Source organism: Kingella bonacorsii, from assembly GCF_016623605.1.
GTDB classification, from domain to species: Bacteria; Pseudomonadota; Gammaproteobacteria; order Burkholderiales; family Neisseriaceae; genus Kingella_B; species Kingella_B oralis.
Genome location: NZ_JAEHNZ010000003.1, coordinates 1 through 23,763 on the forward strand (window position 1 = coordinate 1; position 23,763 = coordinate 23,763).

25 protein-coding genes and 1 pseudogene are annotated in these 23,763 nt (G+C 58.0%); 21 read left to right on the top strand and 5 right to left on the bottom strand.

Annotated elements, in window-relative coordinates:
* The 9 genes and pseudogenes from JDW22_RS08860 to gatB all read left to right on the top strand — a co-directional run.
* Positions 1-1,099: pseudogene (locus tag JDW22_RS08860) on the top strand (hypothetical protein); the annotation flags it as partial.
* A 17-nt stretch (positions 1,100-1,116) separates the two neighbouring features.
* Positions 1,117-1,278: a hypothetical protein gene (locus JDW22_RS08865; protein ID WP_200522756.1), complete on the top strand. Its 162-nt coding sequence runs from the start codon at positions 1,117-1,119 to the stop codon at positions 1,276-1,278.
* Positions 1,263-1,493, top strand: coding sequence for a hypothetical protein (locus JDW22_RS08870; RefSeq protein WP_200522757.1), 231 nt, complete (start codon positions 1,263-1,265; stop codon positions 1,491-1,493). Before JDW22_RS08865 ends, JDW22_RS08870 begins: the two co-directional genes overlap by 16 nt.
* Positions 1,494-1,686: 193 nt before the next feature.
* A complete protein-coding gene (gene ftsW / locus JDW22_RS08875; RefSeq protein WP_200522758.1) occupies positions 1,687-2,916 on the top strand; it encodes a putative lipid II flippase FtsW in 1,230 nt (409 codons plus the stop codon).
* A 129-nt stretch (positions 2,917-3,045) separates the two neighbouring features.
* Complete coding sequence (gene murG / locus JDW22_RS08880; protein ID WP_200522759.1) at positions 3,046-4,122, top strand: undecaprenyldiphospho-muramoylpentapeptide beta-N-acetylglucosaminyltransferase; 1,077 nt, start codon at positions 3,046-3,048, stop codon at positions 4,120-4,122.
* Between the two features lie 97 nt (positions 4,123-4,219).
* Entirely contained in the window at positions 4,220-5,719 is a 1,500-nt protein-coding gene (ppx, locus tag JDW22_RS08885) for an exopolyphosphatase (protein WP_200522760.1), read from the top strand.
* Positions 5,719-7,056: a paraquat-inducible protein A gene (locus JDW22_RS08890; RefSeq protein WP_200522761.1), complete on the top strand. Its 1,338-nt coding sequence runs from the start codon at positions 5,719-5,721 to the stop codon at positions 7,054-7,056. The genes ppx and JDW22_RS08890 overlap by 1 nt, the downstream gene beginning before the upstream one ends.
* A 138-nt stretch (positions 7,057-7,194) precedes the next feature.
* Positions 7,195-8,112 carry a VirK/YbjX family protein gene (locus tag JDW22_RS08895; RefSeq protein ID WP_200522762.1) on the top strand — a complete coding sequence of 306 codons (918 nt, stop codon included), beginning with the start codon at positions 7,195-7,197 and terminating at the stop codon, positions 8,110-8,112.
* A gap of 2 nt (positions 8,113-8,114) precedes the next feature.
* Entirely contained in the window at positions 8,115-9,545 is a 1,431-nt protein-coding gene (gene gatB / locus JDW22_RS08900) for an Asp-tRNA(Asn)/Glu-tRNA(Gln) amidotransferase subunit GatB (protein WP_200522763.1), read from the top strand.
* Positions 9,546-9,566: 21 nt separating this feature from the next.
* Here the strand turns inward: gatB and JDW22_RS13930 are convergent, their stop codons facing one another.
* Positions 9,567-9,695, bottom strand: coding sequence for a hypothetical protein (locus JDW22_RS13930; protein WP_268884223.1), 129 nt, complete (start codon positions 9,693-9,695; stop codon positions 9,567-9,569).
* Here JDW22_RS13930 and JDW22_RS08905 point away from each other — a divergent pair.
* From JDW22_RS08905 to JDW22_RS08925, 5 genes are all read left to right on the top strand, one after another.
* Complete coding sequence (locus JDW22_RS08905) at positions 9,686-10,069, top strand: hypothetical protein (RefSeq protein ID WP_200522764.1); 384 nt, start codon at positions 9,686-9,688, stop codon at positions 10,067-10,069. The genes JDW22_RS13930 and JDW22_RS08905 overlap by 10 nt on opposite strands.
* A gap of 32 nt (positions 10,070-10,101) precedes the next feature.
* The gene (locus JDW22_RS08910) at positions 10,102-10,494 is read left to right on the top strand and encodes a hypothetical protein (RefSeq protein WP_200522765.1); all 393 of its coding nucleotides are present in this window, start codon (positions 10,102-10,104) and stop codon (positions 10,492-10,494) included.
* A 94-nt stretch (positions 10,495-10,588) separates the two neighbouring features.
* Positions 10,589-11,812, top strand: coding sequence for a DUF711 family protein (locus JDW22_RS08915; RefSeq protein ID WP_200522766.1), 1,224 nt, complete (start codon positions 10,589-10,591; stop codon positions 11,810-11,812).
* Positions 11,813-11,949: 137 nt separating this feature from the next.
* Positions 11,950-12,792, top strand: coding sequence for a diguanylate cyclase family protein (locus tag JDW22_RS08920; protein ID WP_200522767.1), 843 nt, complete (start codon positions 11,950-11,952; stop codon positions 12,790-12,792).
* A gap of 11 nt (positions 12,793-12,803) precedes the next feature.
* The gene (locus tag JDW22_RS08925; protein ID WP_200522768.1) at positions 12,804-12,971 is read left to right on the top strand and encodes a hypothetical protein; all 168 of its coding nucleotides are present in this window, start codon (positions 12,804-12,806) and stop codon (positions 12,969-12,971) included.
* Here the strand turns inward: JDW22_RS08925 and hemC are convergent.
* Complete coding sequence (hemC, locus tag JDW22_RS08930) at positions 12,968-13,918, bottom strand: hydroxymethylbilane synthase (RefSeq protein ID WP_200522769.1); 951 nt, start codon at positions 13,916-13,918, stop codon at positions 12,968-12,970. The genes JDW22_RS08925 and hemC overlap by 4 nt on opposite strands.
* A 115-nt stretch (positions 13,919-14,033) precedes the next feature.
* Positions 14,034-14,492, bottom strand: a complete 459-nt coding sequence (locus tag JDW22_RS08935; protein WP_003796769.1) for an RrF2 family transcriptional regulator — start codon at positions 14,490-14,492, stop codon at positions 14,034-14,036.
* Between the two features lie 105 nt (positions 14,493-14,597).
* Between JDW22_RS08935 and JDW22_RS08940 the strand changes: the two genes are divergently transcribed.
* The 4 genes from JDW22_RS08940 (at position 14,598) to JDW22_RS08950 (ending at position 17,391) form a co-directional block, all read left to right on the top strand.
* Positions 14,598-14,966: a hemerythrin domain-containing protein gene (locus JDW22_RS08940; RefSeq protein ID WP_003796771.1), complete on the top strand. Its 369-nt coding sequence runs from the start codon at positions 14,598-14,600 to the stop codon at positions 14,964-14,966.
* A 104-nt stretch (positions 14,967-15,070) separates the two neighbouring features.
* Complete coding sequence (locus JDW22_RS08945) at positions 15,071-16,285, top strand: NnrS family protein (RefSeq protein ID WP_235965351.1); 1,215 nt, start codon at positions 15,071-15,073, stop codon at positions 16,283-16,285.
* On the top strand, positions 16,269-16,403 hold the full coding sequence (locus JDW22_RS13935; RefSeq protein WP_268884224.1) for a hypothetical protein: 135 nt from the start codon (positions 16,269-16,271) through the stop codon (positions 16,401-16,403). The genes JDW22_RS08945 and JDW22_RS13935 overlap by 17 nt, the downstream gene beginning before the upstream one ends.
* Positions 16,404-16,587: 184 nt before the next feature.
* Positions 16,588-17,391, top strand: a complete 804-nt coding sequence (locus JDW22_RS08950) for a carbon-nitrogen hydrolase family protein (protein ID WP_200522770.1) — start codon at positions 16,588-16,590, stop codon at positions 17,389-17,391.
* A gap of 75 nt (positions 17,392-17,466) precedes the next feature.
* Here JDW22_RS08950 and JDW22_RS08955 read toward each other — a convergent pair whose 3' ends face one another.
* Entirely contained in the window at positions 17,467-18,828 is a 1,362-nt protein-coding gene (locus tag JDW22_RS08955; protein ID WP_200522771.1) for a hypothetical protein, read from the bottom strand.
* A 206-nt stretch (positions 18,829-19,034) separates the two neighbouring features.
* Positions 19,035-20,618, bottom strand: a complete 1,584-nt coding sequence (locus tag JDW22_RS08960; protein ID WP_200522772.1) for an inorganic phosphate transporter — start codon at positions 20,616-20,618, stop codon at positions 19,035-19,037.
* Positions 20,619-20,884: 266 nt separating this feature from the next.
* On the opposite strand from JDW22_RS08960, the gene JDW22_RS08965 reads away from it, so the two are divergent.
* The 3 genes from JDW22_RS08965 to JDW22_RS08975 all read left to right on the top strand — a co-directional run bounded on the left by JDW22_RS08965 (position 20,885) and on the right by JDW22_RS08975 (position 23,763).
* Entirely contained in the window at positions 20,885-21,637 is a 753-nt protein-coding gene (locus JDW22_RS08965) for a phosphatase PAP2 family protein (protein ID WP_200522773.1), read from the top strand.
* A 95-nt stretch (positions 21,638-21,732) separates the two neighbouring features.
* The gene (gene fabD / locus JDW22_RS08970) at positions 21,733-22,662 is read left to right on the top strand and encodes an ACP S-malonyltransferase (RefSeq protein WP_200522774.1); all 930 of its coding nucleotides are present in this window, start codon (positions 21,733-21,735) and stop codon (positions 22,660-22,662) included.
* 18 nt (positions 22,663-22,680) lie between these two features.
* On the top strand, positions 22,681-23,763 hold the full coding sequence (locus JDW22_RS08975; protein WP_200522775.1) for a glycosyltransferase family 9 protein: 1,083 nt from the start codon (positions 22,681-22,683) through the stop codon (positions 23,761-23,763).

Consider the following 23,763-nt stretch of genomic DNA (forward strand, 5'->3'; position numbering starts at 1 on the left):
CGAAACCAAAATCAACAGCAATTTAAACGGCGACCCCTATTTAACGATTGACGAAGTGGACGGCGATTATTTGATTGAATGCGTGGTGCTGGATGAGCAAAACTACCCGTTTTATCTGCTCGCCGAACACATCGCCCCGCAAACGCTCTACCACCCCCGGCTTGCCGAACAACAAAGCCCCGAAGACTGGCAAATCCGCACCGCCGCCCTGCTCGCGCAAAGCCCCAGCCTCAGCCTGATTTCCGCGTGGAGCCCCACCCTACTGCTCAACATCATCCACACCCTGCACCAACAGCAAGACCGCATCCTCAGCCAAATCCCCGATGCCGCCCGCCGCCACACCGTCGCCCAAGCCCTCGCCCCCGCCATCCCCAACACTCAAAAAATTTGGACACAGCTAGACACCATCAGCTGCTGGGACAGCCACACCGCCGCCGCCCCCGCCGCGCAACTGCGCCAACTGTTCCCCCACGCCCACCTGCAAGGCAAAGGGCTGCTCGCCACCGAAGGCATCACCACCCTGCCGTTTTCAGGCTGCCTGCTGCCCGCGCTCACCAGCCACTACTACGAATTCGCCGACGAACACGGCCAAATCCGCCCACTGCACCAACTGCAACACGGCAACCGCTACCGCCTCATCCTCACTACCCAAGGCGGGCTCTACCGCTACGACACCCAAGACTGGCTACTCGTCCAAGCCTCCCCCCATGCCAACGTCCCCAGCCTACACTTTATCGGGCGCAGCAGCCTGACCAGCGACCTCGTTGGCGAAAAGCTCACCGAAGCCTTTGTCGCCCACGCCATCCCCCAAGCCCTCGCCCCGTTTTCAGGCTGCCTCTTCCTGCAAGGCAGCACCACCCCGCAGCCGCACTACATCCTCTGGCACGAACCCACGTTCACCCCATCCGAAAATGCCCTTGCCGCGCTCAACACCGCCCTATGCGCCAACCCCCAATACCACTACGCCCAACAAATCGGACAGCTCGGCAACCTCACCGCCCGCCCCCATCCCCAGCTACTCGCCTACGCCAGCCAACACGCCCCCAGCCGCGTACTCGGCACACAAAAAATCCCCATGCTGCTGCCCCCCATCACATAGGCAGCCTGAAACCCCAAATGGAGTGGCGACGGCTCGTCGTCAATGGCAACGTTTTAACCATGCCAAACCGCATTTCAGGCTGCCTGATTGCGCAAGCCATAGACAGCCTGAAACCTTCGCAAACCCAAGTAGGTCAGGCATTTATGCCCGACGCTGTTATGTTGTGGCGTATAAAATAAATGTGCCTGTGCTTATCGGGCATCAATGTCCAACCTATAACCACTATGCCAAACCCCATTTCAGGCTGCCTTGCGATGCGAAAACGCGGGCGCAAATATTGGGGCAGCCTGAAATATCCGCAGAGCAGGACAACTCGCTGCCACCCAATGCTATCGCCCCTTTTTCAGGCTGCCTCCCCTCCCCCATCCAACAAAATAAATCCTCCATCTGCTAAACACAGCCTGAAAAACCCACGCAATCCAGTTAAAATACGCCCTTGCCGTTTTCGCTGCGCTAAACTCCGTTTCAGGCTGCCTAATGCGCGGCATAAAACCAGCCCCAAAGGCAGCCTGAAAACGCGTACCACAAGTTTCAGCGCAGCCCAAACACCCTATCCCTTTCCCATAAATCCATAAATAAACACCCCCATGTCCACACACAAAACCCCACTGCTAGACAAACTCCTAGACCGCAACCTGCTCAAAAACGGCGAAACCTACGACAAAACCTTCGTTTGGCTTTTGCTGTGCCTGCTCTGCTTCGGCTTGGTGATGGTGTATTCCGCATCCGGCGCGCAAGCAGGGCTAAACAGCTACGACAACCGCGGCTTCTTTCTCATCAAACAAACCCAATTCGCCCTGCTCGGGCTGGCCGTCTCGTTCGGGCTGATGCGCGTGCCCCTGTGGCGCTGGCAACGCTGGACCACCTATCTCTTGCTGCTCACTCTAGCGGTGATGGCGGTCGTCCCGTTCACCGGCGAAATCGTCAACGGTGCGCGCCGCTGGCTCGCCACCCCGTTCGGCTTCAAAATCCAGCCCAGCGAGCTGTTCAAATTCATCACCATCATGTATATGGCGAGCTTTTTCAAACGCCGTGTCGATGTGCTGCACGACTTTCGCCGCGTGATTATGGTGGGCATGCCCATCGGCATCGGCATCGCGCTGGTGGCGCTCACGCGCGACTTAGGCTCCGCCATCGTTATCTTCGGCATCTTTATCTGCCTGCTTTATCTTGCCAACGTGCCGATGAAATGGTTTTGGGGCGCGGTTAGCGTCATGATTGCCGTTGCCACGCTGATGATTGTTACCTCCGAATTCCGCATGCGCCGCATGGAAGTGATGTGGCAGCCGTGGAAAGACCCCACCGGCGCAGGCTACCAAGGCTTGGGCTCGCTGCTTTCCATGAACCAAGGCGACCTGCTGGGCACAGGCTTGGGCAACGCCATCATGAAACGCGGCTTTCTGCCCGAAGCCCACACCGACTTCATCCTCGCCGTTATCGGCGAAGAGCTTGGCTTAATCGCCGTTGCCGCGCTCTCTTTTGTGTATCTCTGGATTATTTGGCGCGCCTTTTCCATCGGCAAACAAGCCCGCGACTTGGATTTGCATTTCAATTCATTTATCGCCACAGGCGTAGGCGTGTGGGTGGCGGCGCAAAGTTTTGTGAACATCGGCGTAAACATCAGTCTGCTGCCCAACAAAGGGCTCACCCTGCCGCTGGTTTCCTACGGCGGCTCCTCGCTGGTGATTATGCTGATTGCCTTCACCATGCTGTTGCGCGTGGATTATGAAAACCGCCTTTCCCTGCGCGGCTATTCCGTATCCGACCCGCGCGAGCGCAACGCCAAGCCCAGCAAAAGGCAGCCTGAAAACACATAATGCCCAAGCAGCAAAAGGCAGCCTGAAAAGTATTTAGCATCACACAAGCACCGCTTTATATAAGCAAAAACAATTTTCAGGCTGCCCATCGCTCCCGTTTAATAAACAGCCCAACCAGAAAGCCCAACCATGACTCCCAAAACCATTCTCCTTATGGCAGGCGGCACAGGCGGACACATCTTCCCAGCCCTCGCCGTCGCCCAATCCCTGCAACAACAAGGACACAACGTTATCTGGCTCGGCAGCCACGACAGCATGGAACAACGCCTCGTGCCGCAGCACAACATCCCGCTGGAACTCATCGCCATGAAAGGCGTGCGCGGCAAAGGGCTGCTGCGCAAACTCGCCCTGCCCTTTATGCTGCTGCGCTGCGTGCAAGCTGCCAAAGCCATCATCCGCAAGCACCATATCAACGCCGTGATTGGCTTTGGCGGCTTTGTTACCTTCCCTGGTGGGCTTGCCGCCAAACTGCTTGGCGTGCCGATTTTTGTGCACGAGCAAAACGCCGTGGCAGGCATGGCAAACAAACGGCTCGCCAAATGGGCGGCGCGCGTGTTGTACGCCTTTCCCCAAGCCTTTCCGCAATACCCCGATGGGCTAGTGGGCAACCCCGTTCGCGCCGACATCGCCGCCCTGCCCTCGCCCGAAAATCGCTTTGCCGACCGCCAAGGCAGCCTGAAAATCGCCGTTGTGGGCGGCAGCTTGGGCGCGCAAGTGCTCAACGAAATCGTCCCCGCCGCGCTTGCCCTGCTGCCCGAAGTGCAACGCCCCCGCATCACCCACCAATCAGGGCGCGGCAATCTAGCCACGCTGCAAGCCGCCTACCAACAAGCAGGCGTAGCAGCCCAATGCATTGAATTTGTGGACGACATGGTCGCGCTATACCGCGAAGCCGACGTGCTGATTTGCCGCGCAGGCGCGCTCACCATCGCCGAACTCACCGCCGCCGGCGTGGGCGCGCTGCTCGTGCCCTTCCCCTACGCCGTGGACGACCACCAAACCGCCAACGCGCGCTACATGGTCGCCGCCGAAGCGGGCTTGCTGCTGCCCCAATCGCAGCTTACCGCGCAAAAGCTCGCCCAAATCATCGGCGGCTTAACGCGCGAGCAATGCCTTGCATGGGCAAGCCGCGCCCGCACGCTCGCCATGCCGCACAGCGCCGATAAAGTCGCCGAGATTGTGCTGGATACGATTGATACCAAATAGGCTGATACAAAATAGGCAGCCTGAAAACGCCTCTCCCCTGTTTTCAGGCTGCCTACCGATACACCCAAACCCCATCCCCGTTCACAAGGAACCCCCCATGGAAAATTGCGCCTCCCTCCTCGCCTCTGTCGATTTAGGCTCCAACAGCTTTCGCCTGCAAATCTGCCAAAACAACAACGGGCAGCCGCAAGTGGTGGAAAACATCAAGCAAATGGTGCGCTTTGCGGGCGGCTTGGATGTCAACAAAAACCTAAGCGAAGAAAGCCAAGCGCGCGCGCTAGAATGCTTAGCGCAATTTGGCGAACGACTGCGCGGCTTTGCGCCCGAGCAAGTGCGCGCGGTGGCCACCAACACCTTCCGCGTGGCGAAAAACATCGCCCAATTTCTGCCCAAAGCCGAAGCCGCGCTGGGCTTTCCGATTGAAGTCATCGCAGGGCGCGAAGAAGCGCGGCTCATCTACACAGGCGTAATCCACACCTACCCCAACCACGGGCAAAAGCTGCTGGTGATAGACATCGGCGGCGGCTCAACCGAATTCATCCTCGGCAGCCAATTGCAGCCCACCCACACCGAAAGCCTGCCGCTGGGCTGCGTAACCTATTCCAAGCGCTTCTTCCAAAACAAAATCAGCCAAAAGGATTTTCAGGCTGCCGTTACCGCCGCGCGGGGCGAAATCCAGCGCATCAGCAAAATCTACAAACAACAAGGCTGGGACATCGCGCTGGGCACATCGGGCAGCGCCAAATCCATCGCCACCGTGATTGCCGCAGAAGGCATGGGCGAGCGCATCACGCTGGATGCCATGCGCGTGCTGGCGCGCAAAATTACCGATGCGGGCAGCGTGAAAAAAGCCAAGCTCGAGGGCATCAAACCCGAGCGCGTGGATGTGTTTGCCGGCGGGCTGGCGGTGATGATGGCGGCGTTTGAAGAGCTGGGCATCGCAGGCATGGCGTTCAACGAAGCGGGCTTGCGCGATGGCGTGTTTTTTGACACCGTGGGGCGCAATATCAACGAAGATTTGCGCGAACAAACCGTGCGCCAATTCCAAGAGCGTTACCACGTTAGCCGCAACCAAGCCGAGCGCGTGGCACAGCTTGCCTTGCAACTGCTGCGCCATTTGGCGCAAACCGCCACCGTGCAAGAGCTGGATTATTGGTCAAACTATGTGCGCTGGGCGGCGCAGTTGCACGAAGTGGGCATCGACATCGCCCACACCGCCTACCACAAACACACCGCCTATGTGCTGGCAAACGCCGATATGTCGGGCTTTTCGCGCCCCGAGCAAGAGCTGCTGTCGATGCTCGCGCTGGGACAACGCGGCGATTTGAAAAAAATGGCCGACACGCTCGACCGCAACGACATCATGCGCTGGCACGCCGTGCTCGCCCTGCGCCTTGCCGTGCTGTTCTGCCGCGCCCGCCTGCCGCTGCAACTGCCGCAAGGCCTGTCGCTGCAATACGACAACCCAACCAACAGCTACACGCTCAAAGCGCCGCAAGCATGGTTGGACAACAACCCGCTCACCTCTGCCGCGCTGCAAGAAGAAGCCGAGCAATGGCAAAAAATTGAGCACCGGTTCAACGTGGTAGCCCAATAATGCCCCGCCTGCGCCACGCCCTTTACCGCCGCATCCAACGCCAATGGGCGAAACACTATTTCCCCAACGCCACGCTGCCCGCGCATGATGTCAGCTGCCCCGAATGCGGCTTGCAAACGCATCTGCCCAAGCTGCGACAAGGGCAATGCACCGAATGCCCGCGCTGCCATCACCATTTGGCGGGCATTGAACCCGAGCCTTATCCCATTGTGCTGGCTTGCGCCATCGCCGCTCTGATTCTGATGCTGCTGGTGTATAGCCAGCCTTTTGTGCGCGTGATGATGACGGGGATGTATTCGCGCTTAACGCTGCCTGAAATGATGATAACGCTGCTTGGCAGCGGTAGATGGAGCTTTCTCGGCATCGTGCTCACCTTGCTCACCTTTGGCACGCCCGTGGTGTTTTTGCTGTCGTGTATTTATGTTTACAGCGCGCTGATTTTCGAGCGCAACGCCCGCTATCTACTCAGCGCCACCCGCCTGCTTACCCGTTTGCAAGAATGGATTATGGTGGATGTGTTTTTCATCTCCATGCTGGTGGCGTATATCAAGCTCAGCGCGGTGGCATCGGTGAAATTTGGCACCGCGTTTTGGCTGATGCCTGTGCTGGCTTTGCTGCTGTTGCGCACCGCCGTTGCCACGCCCAGCCATTGGGTGTATTACCAAATCCGCCGCGCCAAACGCCAACCCTTTTTTCAGGCTGCCTCTGATACCCTCTGCTGCAAACGCTGCCTGTTTTACCGCCCTGCCAGCGAAACATTTTGTGGCGTGTGTGGCTCAGAATTATTCCACCGCCGCCCCGGCAGCCTGAAAGTGTCCGCCTGCTTCTTGCTTGCCGCCATGATTCTGTATCTGCCCGCCAACCTGCTCACCATCATGATTTCCACCAACCCGATGGAAAAAGAAGTCAGCACCATTATGAGCGGCATCATTTTTATGTGGAACAAAGGCGACCGCTTCATCGCCTGCGTGATATTCAGCGCCAGCATCGCCGTGCCCACGCTCAAAATCATCTCCATGCTGATGCTGATTTACAGCGCCGCCGTGCGCCCCCTGCTGCCCATCCGCGTCCTATCCGTGCAATACCGCCTCACCGAGCGCGTGGGACGCTGGTCGATGATAGACATCTTTGTCATCATCATCATGATGAGTACATTTCATACCAACATCGCCCGCGTAACCCCCGGCCCCGCCGCCATTTATTTCTGTCTGGTGGTCATCCTCACCATGCTCTCGGCGCATTTTTTTGATGTGCGGATACTGTGGGACAAAGCAGGCGAAAACGGCGCCCTCAGGCAGCCTGAAAAAACGCGCCGCGATGCGGAAAAAATAGCATGAATAGGCAGCCTGAAAACCCGCAGCTTGATATAATCCGCCCTTTTTCAGGCAGCCCGAACAGGCACCCCATGCCCCAAACCGCCCGCGCCGCCATCACTTTCAACCCTTAACCCTTGTTTCGTTTGTTCCGCTTGTGTCATGACTCATCGCACTTTGTCTTTTCACTACCCCGATTTCAAACAGGTTTACACCGCATCACCGCGCTACACCTTGCGCCACGCCAAATTCGCGCTGCGCCGCCTGCTCATGAACCGCCAAATCACCCGTTTTGAACGCTATGTGAACGCCGCGCCGCACGCGCAATATTTTTTCCACCGGCACGAGCGCGAAGCCTATCCGCTTTTGCATCTGTTTGCCGACAAACGCTTTGGCGCAACCCGCCGCCGGCAAATCATGCAATCGGATTTGGAAGCCGCGTTTAAACTGTTTGGCGCAAAAATCTTTAACCGAATCAGCCGGAAACCCTATTATTGCCTGCTGTCCGAATTGCCCGAAGGCTACCAGCTTTGGCTCAACCGCAACGACCAATTATCAGACGAAGGCTGGTGGGCCTTGTCGCTGCGCGACAATCAAGGCGAGCGCATCTACACCGCATCGTTTGCCTTTTTGCCGCCCAACGCCCTGCTCGTCTGCTCGGTGCAAGGCCCCAACACGGCAGACGCCAAAGACGTGGTGCGCCAAATGACCAAAACGCTGCACGGCTTGCGCCCGCAACAATTTATGATTAGCGAGCTGCAACTGCTTTCAGGCAGCCTGAAAACCACTCCGCTGTTGGGCATCGCGCAAGATAATCAGGTGAAACTGCGCTGGGCGTTGAAAAAACGCGTGCAGATTGATTACGACGAACTCTGGGCAAACGCAGGCGGCACACGCCATGAACAAGACGGCTATTGGCATCTGCCCGCCCGGCCCGAGCGCAGAGACGAAACGGAAATCAAAAGCCAAAAGCGCGCGATGTACCGCCGCCGCTATGCCATGCTGGATGAAATCGCCGCGCAAATGCAGCGCGTGTTTTCATCGTCTAATCATCATTCAACAAAAACAGAAAGCGAATAACCATGACCTGGGAAACCGTAATCGGCTTGGAAATCCACGTCCAGCTCAACACACAGTCCAAAATTTTCAGCGGCGCGAGTACCGCTTTCGGCGCCGAGCCGAACGCGCACGCCAGCGTGGTGGAATGCGCGCTGCCGGGCACGCTGCCGGTGATGAACCGCGAAGTGGTGGAAAAAGCCATCAAGCTCGGCTTGGCGCTGAACGCCACCATCAACCGCAAAAACGTGTTCGATCGTAAAAACTATTTCTATCCCGACCTGCCCAAAGGCTACCAAATCAGCCAGTTGGACTTGCCGATTGTGGAACACGGCAAGCTGGAAATCGTGGTGGGCGACGAAGTGAAAACCATCAACGTAACCCGCGCCCACATGGAAGAAGACGCGGGCAAATCGGTGCATGAAGGCTTGAACGGCGCAACGGGCATTGACCTGAACCGCGCGGGCACGCCGCTGTTGGAAGTGGTGTCCGAACCCGAAATGCGCTCCGCCGCCGAAGCAGTTGCCTATGCCAAAGCCCTGCACGGGCTGGTAACGTGGCTGGACATCTGCGACGGCAATATGGCGGAAGGCTCGTTCCGCGTGGATGCCAATGTGTCGGTGCGCCCCAAAGGGCAGGCGGAGTTTGGCACGCGCCGCGAGATTAAAAACCTCAATTCGTTCCGCTTTTTGGAGCAGGCGATTAACTACGAAGTGGCGGCGCAGATTGAGCTGTTGGAAGACGGCGGCAAGGTGCAGCAGGCAACCATGCTGTTTGATCCCGACAAGGGCGAAACCCGCGTGATGCGCCTGAAAGAAGACGCGCACGACTACCGCTATTTCCCCGACCCCGACCTGCTGCCCGTCATCATTTCCGACGAACAACTGCAAAAAGCCCGCGAGCAGATGCCCGAGCTGCCCAAAGAAATGGCGGCGCGTTTTGTAAACGAGTTCGGTGTAAGCGAATACGATGCCCGCCTGCTCACCGCCAGCCGCGTTCAGGCTGCCTATTTCAGCGAAGCCGCCCAAGCGAGCGGGCAAGGCAAGCTGGTGGCCAACTGGATGAACGGCGAATTGGCGGCGACGTTGAACAAAGAAGGCTTGGAGCTTTCAGGCTGCCCCATCGCCGCCGAACGCCTCGCCGCGCTGGTGGGCAAAATCGCCGACGGCACACTCAGCAGCAAGCTGGCGAAAAAAGCCTTTGAAGCGATGTGGGCGGAACCCGAAGCCACAATCGAACAAATCATTGAAAAACACGGCCTGGTGCAAATCACCGACACCGGCGCGATTGAAGCGATGGTGGACGAGGTGCTGGCGAACAACGCCAAAGCCGTGGAGCAGTTTAAAGCGGGCAACGAAAAAGCCCTCAACGCGATTGTGGGGCAGGTGATGAAAGCCAGCAAAGGCAAGGCGAATCCCGCGCAGGTGCAGGAGTTGGTGAAAGCCAAGCTGGGGTGATGCAGCAAACCTATTTTGGCTTCACCGAAGCTGCATTTTCAGGCTGCCTATTCGGATAAGGCAGCCTGAAAACGCAAAGGCAGCCTGAAAACACACAAAACCCATTTTCAGGCTGCCTTTGCCACAAAAGGAGACGGCAAATGAAAACAAACTGGAAAACCCTGCTGCGCTACCTGCCGCTGGCGTTATGGCTGCTGATACTGGCAGCGAATACCGCCAATGTTTGCCTTAACGGCTCATACTGGGCAGCGCAACCGCCGTCCGACTACACCGCGCAAATACAGTTTGAAACGCGCTTGGCGTTTCTGCTCACGCTAACCGTATTCAGCTTCCCACTCGGCACCGCCGCCGTCTTTCTGCTCTCGTGGCTACCCGAATGGCTGCTGCCCCAGCACGGCATGCCCGACAACCTGTACCTTGCCATAGCGGCATCTGTTAGCACGCTGGGCTTTTATGCCCAATGGTACATCCTCCTCACGCGCCTGCTGCGCCGTTGGAAAAACCGCCGCGATAAGGCAGCCTGAAAACCGTTTTCAGGCTGCCTCCCAATTCTCCGATGACAAACCAACGCCTTATCTGCCTCAGTCTCGCCGCCGTATCGCTCGGCTTATTGATGCTTGCCGCCGATATGTACCGCGACGATGCCGCCGTCCGCGATCGGATGGACTACCTGATTGCCGAAACCGAAGCCTACCGCCGCAGCCACCGGCTGCAATCCGACAGCCTGGCCGACGCGCTGCGCCGAAAAAGATCAAGCGTTCCCGATACCTCGTCCGAATGCGCATTCTACGACCCCAAGCTGCCCGGACGCGGCGACTGCTATTTTACGCCCTTACCCAACAACGGCTACGCGCTCACCGTAATCGGCCGCCATTACGGCGCAGTTTACGATTCCGAAACCGGCCGCATCCGCACCGGCAACGCCTATACGGCCGCATGGGGCGACTGACGGCAAAGCAGCCTGAAAGCCGCAAACCCCATTTTCAGGCTGTCTAAGCGCTCATCCAAACCACCCTGCTCACCACACACAGAAAGAATCCGCCATGAACCTACACTCCCCCGACCTCTGCCGCGTCCGCGCCGTTACCGCCTTTGTTTCGCTCACGCCCGATGCGGCAGGCTGGCAGAGCGCGCTGGCGGATGCCAAACGCCAGTGCGACCGCCTCGCCGCCGCCTTTGCCGCCGCGGACTACACCGTCCAATCCGTGCGCATCGTCGCCAATCCCTTCGGCGAATATTTAGACACCAGCAGCCCCGCCTCCGCCAAACAAGGCTTGGCGCGCATCCGCGACATCCTGTCCTCGCTCAACCAAAACGGGCTGCGCATCCGCTTTGCCGTAGGCGAAGCCCGCACCGCCGCCGAAATCGCCCTACTGCCCGAACTCATCCGCGACTTCGGCGACCTCGCCAACGCCTGCGTCAATGTCGCCGCCGACGCAAACGGCATTCCCGACCACGCGCAAATCGCCCGCTGCACCGCCGCCGTGCAGGAAATCGCCCGCATCACCCCGCGCGGCGAAGGCAACTTCAACTTCACCGTTAATTTCAACTGTGCCCCGCTGATTCCCTACTTCCCCGCCGGCTACCACCGCAACGCGCACGGCAGCATCGTCGTCGGCCTGGAAACGCCCGACCTGCTCGCCGCCGCCCTGCGCGCCTTGGACAACCGCCCCGCCGAGCAGTCCGCCTTTCTGCAGACGGCCTGCCAAGCCATGCACCACGCCCTGCAATACCACGCCGACGCCGTGCAGGCCGTGATTGCCGCCACGCCGCTGGACGCAGGCTGGCACTACGCCGGCATGGACACCTCTGCCGCGCCGTCCAAAAACTGCACCTCGATGGCGGAAATCTACCGCCTGCTGCGCGTGCCGCATTTCGGCGCCTCCGGCAGCATCGAAGCCTCCGCCCTGCTCACCCGCGTGTTCAAAACGCTGGACAACGTGTGCGCCGTCGGCTTTTCCGGGCTGATGCTCGCCGTAACCGAAGACAGCGGGCTGGCCGCCGCCAGCCGCGTGCCCACCTTCGACTTGCGCGCGCTTTTAACCTACAGCAGCGTGTGCGGCATCGGGTTGGACACCGTGCCCGTGCCCGGCGACACCCCCGCCGCCAAAATCAACGCCGTGATGGCCGACACCGCCGCCCTCGCCTTCCGCCTGAACAAACCGCTCACCGTGCGCCTGTTCCCCGTGCCCGGCCTGAAAGCTGGCGACAGCACCCGGTTTGAAAGCGACGATTTGTGCAACTGCGCCGTGCTGGCGGTGGCGTAGCGGGCAGGCAGCCTGAAAACCATTTTCCCGTTTTCAGGCTGCCTTTTTGCCGCGTAAACAAAATGAACATTGGTGTTTTCCATGCGGCAAAGCCCACCCGCCCCCCTCCTCATCCCCCGAAACGAAAAGGACACCCCATGCGAAACGACGACAACTACTACGGCTACCACAACGACTACGACAGCGGCATGCTGTATCTGATGGAGCAGCCCGCGCTGCGCCCGCTCGGCGACGCGCCGGTGTGGCTCAAACACGCGCTGCTGATGCTGGGCGGCAAGCTGCTGCAATGGGTTTTGGCGACGGTGCTGATGTTCGCCAGCATCATAGCGATGGGTTCTGCCCTGCTGTTTGCGCTGCGCGCATTGGGGATAAACCAAGCCGTGCAGCAAAAGGAAATGTGGGCGTGGGCGGTGGTGCTGATTGTGGTGTGGTTTATCAACATGCTGCCGATGGTTTTTTCGGCGGGCTTTGTGGCAATCGCGGCGGGCGTGGCGGAAGACGGCGAATTTGCGTTCAGGCGGCTGTTTGCAGGCTTTGGCGAACAATTTGGGCAGTTGGTCAAACTGGCTTTGTTTTGGATGCTGGCGGCGTTTGCGCTGGGCATACTGCTGGGCATCGCCAAGCCGGGCAGCTCGCCGTGGGTTTTCCTGCCGATGGTATTGCTGTTTTTGCTGTGCAACTGGATGGTGCTGCCCTTGATTATGCTGCAAGGCGTGTCGCCCTTGGATGCCATTTGGATGAGCCTGGTAGGCAGCCTGAAAAACATCGTGCCGCTGGCGGGCTTTGTGGTGGTGATGCTGTCGCTTGTGTTTGGCGTTTGGATGGTCGCCATGATGGGGTTCGCTTCGTTTGCCCGGGATGGGTTCAGCTCGGTTTTTTTGCTTTTGATGCTGATTTTTTACACTGCGCTGTTCACCGTGTTTCCAATTATCAGCTATGTGTCGTACCGCAATATTTGGACGAGCGCGCTGCTGAAATAGGCAGCCTGAAAATGCAAAACCGCGTGGCATCACACCAAGCGGTTTTTTGTTTTTCAGGCTGCCTATATAGCGCAGCGGCGGCTCGCCGGCATTTCGGCAACGAACAAACGCAGCCCGATGCCGCAAACCATTTGGCGGCATTCCGCCGCCGCTTCATTTTGGTTTTCAGGCTGCCTTAGCCCGCTGCGCCCAGCACCGCCGCAATCAATTCTTGCGCGCCGTCATCCGCCAGCTTCTTGGCGACGGCGCGACCGAGCGCGTCGGCGTATGCGGCGGGGGCTTGCGCTTGCGCGGTCAGAATCACCGAGCCATCTGGATGCCCCACCAAGCCGTTGAGCGTGAGCAAACCGTGGTCGTCTGCCGTACAATAGGCGGCGAGCGGCACTTGGCAGCTTCCGCCCAAGGCGCGGGCAAGGGCGCGTTCGGCGGTTACGCAGGCGGCGGTTTTGGCATGGTTGAGCGGCAGCAACACGTCAATCAAATCGGTTCGGTGCGCGGCGATTTCTATGCCCAGCGCGCCTTGCCCTGCGGCGGGCAGGCTGTCGGCGGGGGGCAGCACAGCTCGGATGCGCTCGTGCAGTTCCAGCCGTTCCAGCCCTGCGGCGGCAAGGATGATGGCGTCGTAGTCGCCGTTATCCAGCTTGGCGAGGCGGGTTTGCACGTTACCGCGCAGCGGGCGGATGGTGAGATGCGGGAAGCGGGCGCGCAGTTGCGCTTCGCGGCGCAGGCTGGATGTGCCGACGATTGCGCCGTGTGGCAGCTCTTCCAGCCGCGTGTAGCGGTTGGAAACGAATGCGTCAAACGGGTTGGCGCGTTCGCCAATCGCCGCCAGCGCAAAGCCTTGCGGCAAATCCATCGGCACGTCTTTAATAGAATGCACGGCTAAATCGGCGCGATTTTCTTGCAGCGCGGTTTCCAGTTCTTTGATAAACAAGCCTTTGCCGCCGATTTTGGACAGGGTTTTGTCTAAAATCTGGTCGCCTTGCGTGGTCATGCCGATGATGTGGATTTGGCATTGCGGATACAGGCTTTGCAGTTGGGCTTGGATATGGCGGGCTTGCCACATGGCGAGTGCGCTTTCGCGGCTGGCGATGGTGAGGGTTTGGGGTATAAGGGGATGGGACATAATATTCGGCGAGATTAAATAGGCAGCCTGAAAAAAGGAGCGTGGTTTCAGGCTGCGCTGGGGTGGAAGTATTAGCGGATATTGGGCGCTGTATTGCGGTGTTTCAGGCTGCCTGTCACGCTGGGTTGATGGGGATGTTGCTGCTGTTGCCTGCGGGCGGGCGCAAAATTTCGCAGGTGGGCGCGTTCACCAAATCCGCCAGCGTGTAGCCGTCCAAATGGTTGATAAACGCGATTAAGCCGCTGTTTAAAATTTGGCTTAATCGGCAAGTGGGGGTAATCAAGCATTGGTTGTTATCGCCAAAGCATTCGGCAAGCTGCAACGGCTCGGTTACGCGCACCACCGTGCCCACGCGGATTTTTTCGGGCGGCTGGGCGAGCTTCAAGCCGCCGCCTTTGCCGCGAATGCTGGTTAAAAAACCGCCTTTTACCAGCGCGGTTACTACTTTCATCAAATGGCTTTTGGAGATGTTGTATGTTTCGGCAATCGTGCCAATATTCACAAGGCTTTGGTCGTTTACCGCCGCGTAAATCAGCACGCGCAAGGCATAGTCGGTTTGCTGGGTTAAATACATATTGTTATTTTGTTGCAGGGTTAAGGGCAAAGTTTCATAATACGCGCATCTTATACATTAAGTTTTAACACAACACAACAAAACAATAAATAGGAAACGCAAATTATGAAACGCCATTCTGTTTTAATTGAGCTATCGCAAGAACATCATCACACGCTTGCCCTGTGCCTGCGCATTTTGCGCGCGCCCGAGCAAAACCATCAAACAGATATCACCGAGCATTATGTTGATTTAGAACAGCATTTTATCCACGAAGAAACGCTGTTCGCGCCCTTGTGGGACAAACTCAACCGCCCCGAATTGCGCCAACGCTTTGAACACGACCACGCCGAATTGCGCCGCCTGTTCCGCGAAGCGCAGTTTGACCGCGCCGAATGGAACACCACCTTCGCCACGCTGCTGCGCGACCATGCGCGGTTTGAAGAGCGCGAGCTGTTCCCCGCGATGGAACAAAACGCCTTACCGCCCGAATGATTTTCAGGCTGCCTGATGCGGTAGACACAAAAGGCAGCCTGAAAACAAGATTGAACAACGCTAAAACAATCCATAACCACAAACCACCCCAAGGACACCCAACCATGAGCCTAGAAAACATCGCCGAACCCACTCCCCCCCAAATCCCCAAATCCACCCTATCCTATCTCAACCCCAGCCATCCCGTGTGGGCGATGGCGTTTCGCCCGCTTTATTTGCTCACCGCGCTCTACGCCGTGGTTTCCATCCTGCTGTGGGGCTTTGGCTACACCGGCACACGCGCCATGCCCGCCTTCTTGTGGCACGCGCACGAAATGGTGTGGGGCTACGGCGGCGCAGTCGTGGTCGCCTTTTTGCTTACCGCAGGCGCAACGTGGACAGGACAGCCGCCCGTGCGCGGCAAATTTTTGATGGCGATTGTGAGCTGCTACATCGCCGCCCGCATCACCGCCTTTTTGCCGTGGGGCTGGCTCACAGGGCTTTTTGGCACAGCGTTCTACTGGCTCGCCAGCTATGGCATGGGCGAAGCCGTGTGGGTGAGCCGCAACCAGCGCAACTACATCGCCGTGGTCGCGCTATTCTTGCTCGGATGCAGCCACCTTGCGTTCCACATCGCGCTGGGCAGCCACCCCGCCGCGCTCACCAACGGCTTGTTATCAGGCTTGATTTTGGTGGCGGGCTTTATCGGCTTGGTGGGCGGGCGCATCATCCCGTTTTTCACCAGCACGCGGCTCAACACGCCCCGCGTGAACAGCCCACAATGGGCGATGGTCGGCTCGCTTGCCGCACCGATGGCCGCCGCCGCGCTGATGATGACGCAAACCGCCGTTGCCCTCGCGTTCTACTTTTTGCTGTTTGCCGGCATTATGGGCTGCGTGCAAAGCAAACGCTGGTTTCATAAAGAAATTCTGGGTGAGCCGATGCTGTGGACGCTGCATTTGGGCTATGCGTTTACATCGCTTGGGCTGGTGGTGCTCGCGCTGGGCTTTATCAACCCCAAACTCACCAGCCTCGGCACGCATCTGATTGCCGTGGGCGGCATCGGCCTGCTCACGCTCAGCATGATGACCCGCACCGCGCTGGGACACACAGGGCGCACCATCTACCCCGCGCCCCAATACCTGCCCTACGCCTTTTGGCTGATGATTGCCGCCACCGTCGTGCGCGTGCTGGCCTCCTTCGTGCTGCTGCTTGCGCCCGGCTGGTATCAACACGCTCTGGCTTGCTCGGCGCTGCTGTTTGCCGCCTCGCTGGCGATTTATTTCGTGCGCTATTATCCGTGGCTCACCCAGCCGCGCATTGATGGCAAAGCGGGATAGGCGCGTGAACAGAGGCAGCCTGAAAACCAAAATGGAGCGGCGGCGGCTCGTCGCCAAATATGATTTTCTGATGGACAACATCAGCAAGCCGCCAACGCCCTACTGGGTTACCGATTGAGCAAAAAGTGCAGCCTGAAACGAACAAACGGGTTTAACCCCGCTCACTCGTTTTAGCTTCGCAACTCCGCTTCGCTACGCAGGCTGCCTTCATCCAATGACCACGCCCACTTCACACCCCCCAAGGCAGCCTGAAATAAACACCCAATCCCATTTCAGGCTGCCTTATCACACGAGTCCCCCTCATGACCACCCTCACCCTCGCCGCCATCCAACTCACCAGCACCCCCCGCATCGCCGACAACATCGCCGCCATGCAAAAACTTGTCGCCCAAGCCGCCGCCGCAGGCGCAAACTGGGTGCTGCTGCCCGAATACTGGGCGATTATGGGACTGCGCGATGCCGACAAACTCGCCCACGCCGAACCCTACGGCGCAGGCATCCTGCAAGCCGCGCTCGCCCAAGCCGCGCAGCAACACCAAATCCACCTGTTCGGGGGTGCCATCCCGCTCGCCGACACCGCGCCCGACAAAGCCCGCAACAGCCTGCTGGTTTACAGCCCCGATGGCGAATGCCTGTCGCGCTACGACAAAATCCACCTGTTCAACTACCAAACCGCCAGTGAACGCTATTGCGAAAGCGACACCCTTACCGCAGGCAATCAAATCCCCCGGCTTGAAATCAACGGCTGGCGTGTCGCCCAAGGCATCTGCTACGACCTACGCTTCCCCGAACTCTTCCGCGCCCAAGCCCCCGCCGACCTCATCATGCTGCCCGCCGCCTTCACTTATTCCACAGGCAAAGCCCATTGGGAGCTGCTGCTGCGCGCCCGCGCCGTGGAAAACCAATGCTATGTTGTCGCCGCCGCGCAAACCGGCACCCACGAAAACGGCCGCCGCACCTTCGGGCACAGCATGATTATCGACCCGTGGGGCGACATCATCGCCATGCAGCCTGAAAACGAAGGCATCGCGCTGGCAACCATTGATAAAGCCCGCATCCAAGCCATCCGCGCAAGCCTGCCCGCCTTGCAGCATCGCGTGTTGTAAGCAATAAACGGCTTTCAGGCTGCCTCTGATACATAACATCAAGGCAGCCTGAAATCCATTTTCAGGCTGCCTTCATTAATCCAACCGTACCGCCACACCCTTCGCCACCGCATTCTCACGGCTATCATAACGTTCAAAAACAATCTGTTTCTTTTTCTCGTCATACGACAATTGCCGCGCGGGGCTGCTGTGTTGCTGCAAAATCTGAGGTAACGCCTCGTGGCGTTCGGCTGCGGGCAGCTCGTATAACGCAAGGGCAGCCTGAAACGCGCGTTGCTGCATCAGCATATCCAGCAAGCGGTCATGATACGCCGCATAGCTCGGCATAGCATCCGTTGCCACGCAACCCACAAAATTGCCCCAACACGCAGGGCGCAAGGTAAAACTTTTGGTTTCGCGGGCAGGCTCGGCAACAGCTAATGGTTTATCTTGCTGAACGGCGACTTTGCCGGCATCCGTGCAAAATTGCGCCAAATTTTGGGCGTGCAAACCGCGCGTGTGTTCATACGAAAACAGCGCACGATGCAACGCAGGAACGCGCACCAACCGCGCCAAAAATGCCGATTTTTCATCCATTTTTGCCGCATCGCTCGCCATCCAACTTTGCAACATCTCATCAAAAAAACGAAATTCGTCCTGCATCGCTGCGCACAAATTGGCTTCACCGGGCACAATAGGCGCAAAAGCAAACGCGCAGTCTTCAGGAAACCGCATTGCCCATGCAGGCTCTTCTGCCAACATTTCCGCTGCTAACGCCGTATTCCGAGCCACAATGGCACTGCCCACCATCGTATCCAGCAAACCGCCGCGTGAGCGCAGCAACACGCGCCCTGTGTTCAGATTGCGGCACACGCGCGACAACGCAACCGCTTGGCGATGTTCCACCCAATCCAACGCCGCCGCCGTATGTTGCGTTGCCACCGCCGCAAAGGGTGGCAATGCGTCTGAACTTAAATTGTTGATACGGTAATCAAACACTGGATACTGCGACAATGCATCGGCGTTGGCTAATTGCTTGGCGGCTTGTTGCAAGCGTTCCCGATAAGCGGGCAACTCGTGGCGCATCGCGTCTAGGCAGCCTGAATCGCTATCGCGTGGCGGGCAAGCCAAGTCATCTTTGGGAATACTGGGCAATTTGGCGGCGCGAACGGCTGAGGGCAAGCGGTTAAACGCCGCTTCATCCGCACCTTGCAAGGCATTTGTGCCGTATTGCGTTATCCATTGGAGGCGCACTTTGGCATCGGCAATATCGTAATTGACCAAAAACAGCGCATCGCCGCCCGCGCTGGGCGCAAGTGGCGCGGTTTTCAGCAAGCGCAGGCTTTCATCGGCTTGGCGTTGCTCGTGCTGGCGCACAAAATAGGAAACCGTTAGCAATGCGGCGGGGAGAACAATGGGCTGGGCGAGCGCAAACAAGATGATGAATAATTTTTTCATGATTGGCTTTCAAGATAAAGGCAGCCTGAAAACTAAGGCAGCCTGAAACGAGATAAAAATATGCCAGCATCAGCCGTGCCGAAATGCGGCAAAGTTTTGAAAACAGCTTGCAACCGCGCATCATACCGCCAAAACATTTTCAGGCTGCCTCAATGAACGCGATACACGCATCAAGGCAGCCTGAAAATCATCTCAGCCGTGAGCCATCAAAAAACCATCCCCAACACCCAAAAACAGCCCACCGACAACATCGCCGCCGCAGGCAAAGTAATCACCCACGCCAAGCCAATCGGCTTCATCATTTTCCAGTTCGCATTGCGGTTCACCATGCCGATGCCCAAAATCGCGCCCACCAGAATATGCGTGCTGGACACAGGCAAGCCCAGCGCGGAAGCCGCCATCACCACCGAAGCGGCAGACAGCTCCGCCGTAAAGCCCGACGACGGATGCAGCTCCGCCAAATCCCTGCCCACGGTGTGAATCACTTCCTTGCCGATAAACCACAAGCCCACAATCAACGCCACGCCGAAGGTGAGCATCACAATCGGCTGCAACGGCTCGGAGGCGTTCACATCATTGGCGCGTAGCACATCCAAAATCACGGCAAACGGGCCGAGCGCGTTGGAAATATCGTTCGCGCCGTGGCTAAACGCGAAGCCCGACGCGGTAAACACCTGCATCCACGAGAAAATCTGAAACGATGCCTTGCCGATGTCTTTGCGTTTCAGGTTTTTGGCGTATAAAAAGGTCGCCGCCCAAATGCCCGCGCCCAGCATCAAAATCAAAAACATGCTGGTCATCGGCGCGATGCCCAGATGCAGGTTTTTCAAGCCCTTGAAAATCAGCATGGACGAAATCAGCATGCAGCCCAAGCCCGAAATGGCGGGAATCCATGTGTAAAACGCTTTGAACACATCAATTTGCTCTTTGCGCTGGTTGATTTCGTGCAAGCCTTTGTAGTAATTGGATTCCAGCTCGGCGGGGTCAAAATCGTCTTCGCCGTAGATTTGCGCGTCGCGTGCCATCGCGGTGGAAACTTCAATTTTTTGTTGCTCATCCAGCGCGTCAAAGCGCAGGCGGTGTTGTTCTTTATAGGCTTTTTTCTCGGCTTTGATGGCTTTGAGTTGCGCGGCAACGGTGTCGTTGTATTCCAATACGTTTTTCTTGATAATGGTGTACAGCGTGTAGGACACGATGCCGCCGAGCATGGGCGATAGCACCCAAGATGCGGCAATTCTGCCGATTTCATGCCATTTCACCAAAGCAAAAGGGCTGCCTTGTCCGTCAGACAACTGCCAGCCCAGCAACACGGAGCTGCCCACAATGCCGCCGATGATGGCGTGCGTGGTGGAAACGGGCAGCCCTTTTTTGGTGGCGAACAGCAGCCACAATGCCGCCGCCAGCAGCGCCGACATCATAATCAGGATTAAATTGAGCGGTTGCAGCGGCAGCGTGGTCAAATCCACGATGCCCGTGCGGATGGTGTCGGTTACTTCGCCGCCGGCAATCACCGCGCCGCTCACCTCAAACACGGCGGCAACCAGCAGAGCTTGCGGCACGGTGAGCGTGCCCGCGCCCACGGATGTGCCAAACGAATTGGCAACGTCGTTGCCGCCGATGTTAAACGCCATAAACACGCCAAACAGCGTGGCAAGCAAAAAGAGCGCAACCTGATGGTGATGCGTGTAGCCCAGCCCCCAAAAGATAAAATAGCCGACCATGCCAACGAGCAAGATGGCAAAGGCGGCGTTTACTTTGGGCATAGATTGTTGCTTGGGTGCCTGCGGCATGATTGTCCCTTTGGTGAAACGAAAAACGGGCGCATTGTAACGCGAGATGGGGATTTTTGTGTGATAAACGTCAAAATATGTTTACAAAACGGGGGCGCATAAGATAACAAAGGCAGCCTGAAAATAGGGATAACCGCCCCACTCTGCTACAATGCGCGTTTTTTGCATCACTCCTCTTTCCCCAATTTCAGGCTGCCTTCGCGCCGCGCGTTTCAATCCGTAATAGGCAGCCTGAAAACACCCTCACCCCATTTTCAGGCTGCCTTATGAAACACCCCAATCCCAATATCTCGCTCACCCTCTACACGCTGCTGATGCTGCTCATCCCCATCGGCTTCTGGGCAACAGGCTACACATGGACGCTCGCCCAAAGCAGCCAAACGCCCGAGCTCAACCGCGCCCTTATCCTGCTCACCGAAACAGGCGGCAGCCAGCCCTACGCCATCGGCTTTGCCATCGTGTTCACCCTTATCCTAGCCTATTTTGTGCGCAAGCAATATCGCCCGCTCACCGTCATCACCGTGTGCGTCTGCGCCGTTGTGGGCACGCAAGCCATCAAAACGGGGGCAAAGGCCGTATTCAAAGAACCGCGCCCCTATGTGGTGCAACTTGCCCAACAGCAACACATCACCCCCGAAGGCTTCTACGCCATGAAAAAACCGCAAAAACGCGCACTCATCGCCCAAACCGCACACACCCCCGATGAGAAAATCCTATCCGATTACCAACAGCACGAGCTGGGCTACTCCTTCCCCTCAGGGCACACCACCTTCTCCGTGGCATGGCTGCTGCTGGTGGTCGGCTTCACGCAAACTTGGCGCAACCCCGCCCGCCTGATTGCCCGCGTGCTCGTCGCCGCGTGGGCAGCGGGCGTGTTATACAGCCGCGTGAAACTGGGCGCGCATTTCCCCGTTGATTTATTCGCCGCCACGCTGATGGTGTGGGTGTGCCACCTCGCCCTGTTCCGCTACATCTTGCCCTATTGGCACAACCGCTTTGGATTGCCCAAACACGCCTAAATCCATTTTCAGGCTGCCTGATGCTTTGCGCCAAAGGCAGCCTGAAAACCCAATCTGCTATAATCCACCCCCTTTTTTACCCGCAAGGACATCCCATGAATTTCGCCTTCTTTTTCGCAGGACAAGGCTCGCAAAGCCTTAACATGATGAACGGCTTTGACGGCAGCGCCGAAGTGAAAGCCACGTTTGACGAAGCCTCCGCCGCGCTCAATCAAGACCTCTGGGCAATGATGAACGGCAGCGATGCCGACCTTATCAGCCAAACCGTAAACACCCAGCCCCTAATGCTCACCGCAGGCGTGGCAACCTATCGCGCCTATCTTGCCGCAGGCGGCAAAGCCCCCGGCGTGGTGGCGGGGCATAGCTTGGGCGAATACACCGCGCTGGTTGCCGCAGGCAGCCTGAATTTTGCCGATGCCGTTAAATTGGTGCGCTTGCGTGCCGAATTGATGCAAAGCGCCGTGCCGCAAGGCGTGGGCGCGATGGCCGCCATTTTGGGCTTGGAAGACGAGCAAGTGCGCCAAATTTGCGCCGCCGCCGAGCAAGGCGATGTGTGCGAAGCCGTGAATTTCAATTCCGTGGGGCAAGTAGTGATTGCGGGCAACGCCGCCGCCGTGGAACGCGCGATGGCCGCCGCCAAAGAAGCGGGCGCAAAACGCGCCTTGCCGCTGCCCGTGTCTGTGCCCTCGCATTGCCGCCTGATGAAGCCCGCCGCCGAAAAACTCGCTGTCGCCCTGCAAGATGTGGCGTTGCGGCAGCCTGAAATCCGCGTGATTCACAACGCCGATGTCGCTGCTTACAACGATGTCGCCCAAATCAAAGACGCGCTGGTGCGCCAGCTATACAGCCCCGTGCGTTGGACAGAAACCGTGCAACTACTAGTGCGCGAAGGCATCACCCAATCTGCCGAATGCAGCCCTGGCAAAGTGTTGGCGGGGCTGGCTAAACGCGCCGACAAAAACATGGAATGCGCCGCATTGGTGTCGCAACAAGCCGTGCAAGACTTTATCGCCGCCCATTCATAAATATGAGGCAGCCTGAAAATGTCGTTTAAGCAACGCTTCAAACAGCTCAAAACCGATTGGCGCAACGCGCGGCTGCGTTGGTGCAAAACGTGGCTAGACCGCGCCCCTGCCGCCGCGCCCGCGCCCAATCCGCACAATCTGCGCGCCATTTTGTTTTTGCGCCAAGACGGCAAAATCGGCGACTACATCGTTAGCTCGTTTGCCTTTCGTGAAATCAAAAAAGCCAACCCCGCCATTAAAATTGGCGTGGTGTGCAGCGCGAAAAATCGGCAACTGTTTGAAAACAATCCGCATATTGATGCGTTGCACGAAGTTCGGCCCAAATCCACCCTCAGCTATTACCAAATCGGCAAATCGCTCGCAGGGCAATACGATGCCGTGATTGACCCCACGCTGTCGCTGCGCCCACGCGATTTGCTGCTGCTGCGCGTGTTAAACGCCGCGCACTACGTTGGACTGGGCAAAGCCGACTACCGACTGTTCACCCACAACATCGCCAACACCCAGCAACACTTCGCCGATGTGTACGCCCAAGCCCTGCGCCTGCTCGGCTTTGACAACATCAACACCCAGCCCAAGCTGCCCGAAAGCCCCGCATCCGAAGCCGCCGTGCAAACATTCTTGCAGCAAAACGGTTGGCAAGACTACATCGCGCTCAACTTCTTCGGCGCAGCCAATTCGCGCCGATTTAGCCTAGAAGCCATCGCCCAAACGCTCACCGCTTTTCAGGCTGCCTTTCCCGCGCAAAAATTCATCCTGCTCACCTACCCCGAAATCACGCCCAGCCTCGCCGCCCTCTGCCAAGCCCACCCCAACGCCACGCTCTATCCGCACACCCAAACCATCCACGACAGCATCGCCCTCATCCGCCACGCCCAAGCCGTTTTAACCCCCGACACCGCCATCATCCACATCGCCGCCGCGCTGGATAAACCCATCATCGGCTTATACCGCCAAGACCCGCAAAACTACGCCAACTGGCATCCCCAAAGCGAACACGCGCAAATTATCTGGTTTCAACAACACATCCAAGAAATTACCCCCACGCAAATGATTTCTGCCTTGCAAAACATCATTTCTATATCAACAGAGGCAGCCTGA

What these genes read in the sequence shown, in the direction of transcription:
- JDW22_RS08865 (WP_200522756.1), top strand. Translation starts at nt 1,117, where the DNA reads ATGGAGTGGCGACGGCTCGTCGTCAATGGCAACGTTTTAACCATGCCA.
- ftsW (WP_200522758.1), top strand. Translation starts at nt 1,687, where the DNA reads ATGTCCACACACAAAACCCCACTGCTAGACAAACTCCTAGACCGCAAC.
- murG (WP_200522759.1), top strand. Translation starts at nt 3,046, where the DNA reads ATGACTCCCAAAACCATTCTCCTTATGGCAGGCGGCACAGGCGGACAC.
- ppx (WP_200522760.1), top strand. Translation starts at nt 4,220, where the DNA reads ATGGAAAATTGCGCCTCCCTCCTCGCCTCTGTCGATTTAGGCTCCAAC.
- JDW22_RS08890 (WP_200522761.1), top strand. Translation starts at nt 5,719, where the DNA reads ATGCCCCGCCTGCGCCACGCCCTTTACCGCCGCATCCAACGCCAATGG.
- JDW22_RS08895 (WP_200522762.1), top strand. Translation starts at nt 7,195, where the DNA reads ATGACTCATCGCACTTTGTCTTTTCACTACCCCGATTTCAAACAGGTT.
- gatB (WP_200522763.1), top strand. Translation starts at nt 8,115, where the DNA reads ATGACCTGGGAAACCGTAATCGGCTTGGAAATCCACGTCCAGCTCAAC.
- JDW22_RS08905 (WP_200522764.1), top strand. Translation starts at nt 9,686, where the DNA reads ATGAAAACAAACTGGAAAACCCTGCTGCGCTACCTGCCGCTGGCGTTA.
- JDW22_RS08910 (WP_200522765.1), top strand. Translation starts at nt 10,102, where the DNA reads ATGACAAACCAACGCCTTATCTGCCTCAGTCTCGCCGCCGTATCGCTC.
- JDW22_RS08915 (WP_200522766.1), top strand. Translation starts at nt 10,589, where the DNA reads ATGAACCTACACTCCCCCGACCTCTGCCGCGTCCGCGCCGTTACCGCC.
- JDW22_RS08920 (WP_200522767.1), top strand. Translation starts at nt 11,950, where the DNA reads ATGCGAAACGACGACAACTACTACGGCTACCACAACGACTACGACAGC.
- JDW22_RS08925 (WP_200522768.1), top strand. Translation starts at nt 12,804, where the DNA reads ATGCAAAACCGCGTGGCATCACACCAAGCGGTTTTTTGTTTTTCAGGC.
- hemC (WP_200522769.1), bottom strand. Translation starts at nt 13,918, where the DNA reads ATGTCCCATCCCCTTATACCCCAAACCCTCACCATCGCCAGCCGCGAA.
- JDW22_RS08935 (WP_003796769.1), bottom strand. Translation starts at nt 14,492, where the DNA reads ATGTATTTAACCCAGCAAACCGACTATGCCTTGCGCGTGCTGATTTAC.
- JDW22_RS08940 (WP_003796771.1), top strand. Translation starts at nt 14,598, where the DNA reads ATGAAACGCCATTCTGTTTTAATTGAGCTATCGCAAGAACATCATCAC.
- JDW22_RS08945 (WP_235965351.1), top strand. Translation starts at nt 15,071, where the DNA reads ATGAGCCTAGAAAACATCGCCGAACCCACTCCCCCCCAAATCCCCAAA.
- JDW22_RS13935 (WP_268884224.1), top strand. Translation starts at nt 16,269, where the DNA reads ATGGCAAAGCGGGATAGGCGCGTGAACAGAGGCAGCCTGAAAACCAAA.
- JDW22_RS08950 (WP_200522770.1), top strand. Translation starts at nt 16,588, where the DNA reads ATGACCACCCTCACCCTCGCCGCCATCCAACTCACCAGCACCCCCCGC.
- JDW22_RS08955 (WP_200522771.1), bottom strand. Translation starts at nt 18,828, where the DNA reads ATGAAAAAATTATTCATCATCTTGTTTGCGCTCGCCCAGCCCATTGTT.
- JDW22_RS08960 (WP_200522772.1), bottom strand. Translation starts at nt 20,618, where the DNA reads ATGCCGCAGGCACCCAAGCAACAATCTATGCCCAAAGTAAACGCCGCC.
- JDW22_RS08965 (WP_200522773.1), top strand. Translation starts at nt 20,885, where the DNA reads ATGAAACACCCCAATCCCAATATCTCGCTCACCCTCTACACGCTGCTG.
- fabD (WP_200522774.1), top strand. Translation starts at nt 21,733, where the DNA reads ATGAATTTCGCCTTCTTTTTCGCAGGACAAGGCTCGCAAAGCCTTAAC.
- JDW22_RS08975 (WP_200522775.1), top strand. Translation starts at nt 22,681, where the DNA reads ATGTCGTTTAAGCAACGCTTCAAACAGCTCAAAACCGATTGGCGCAAC.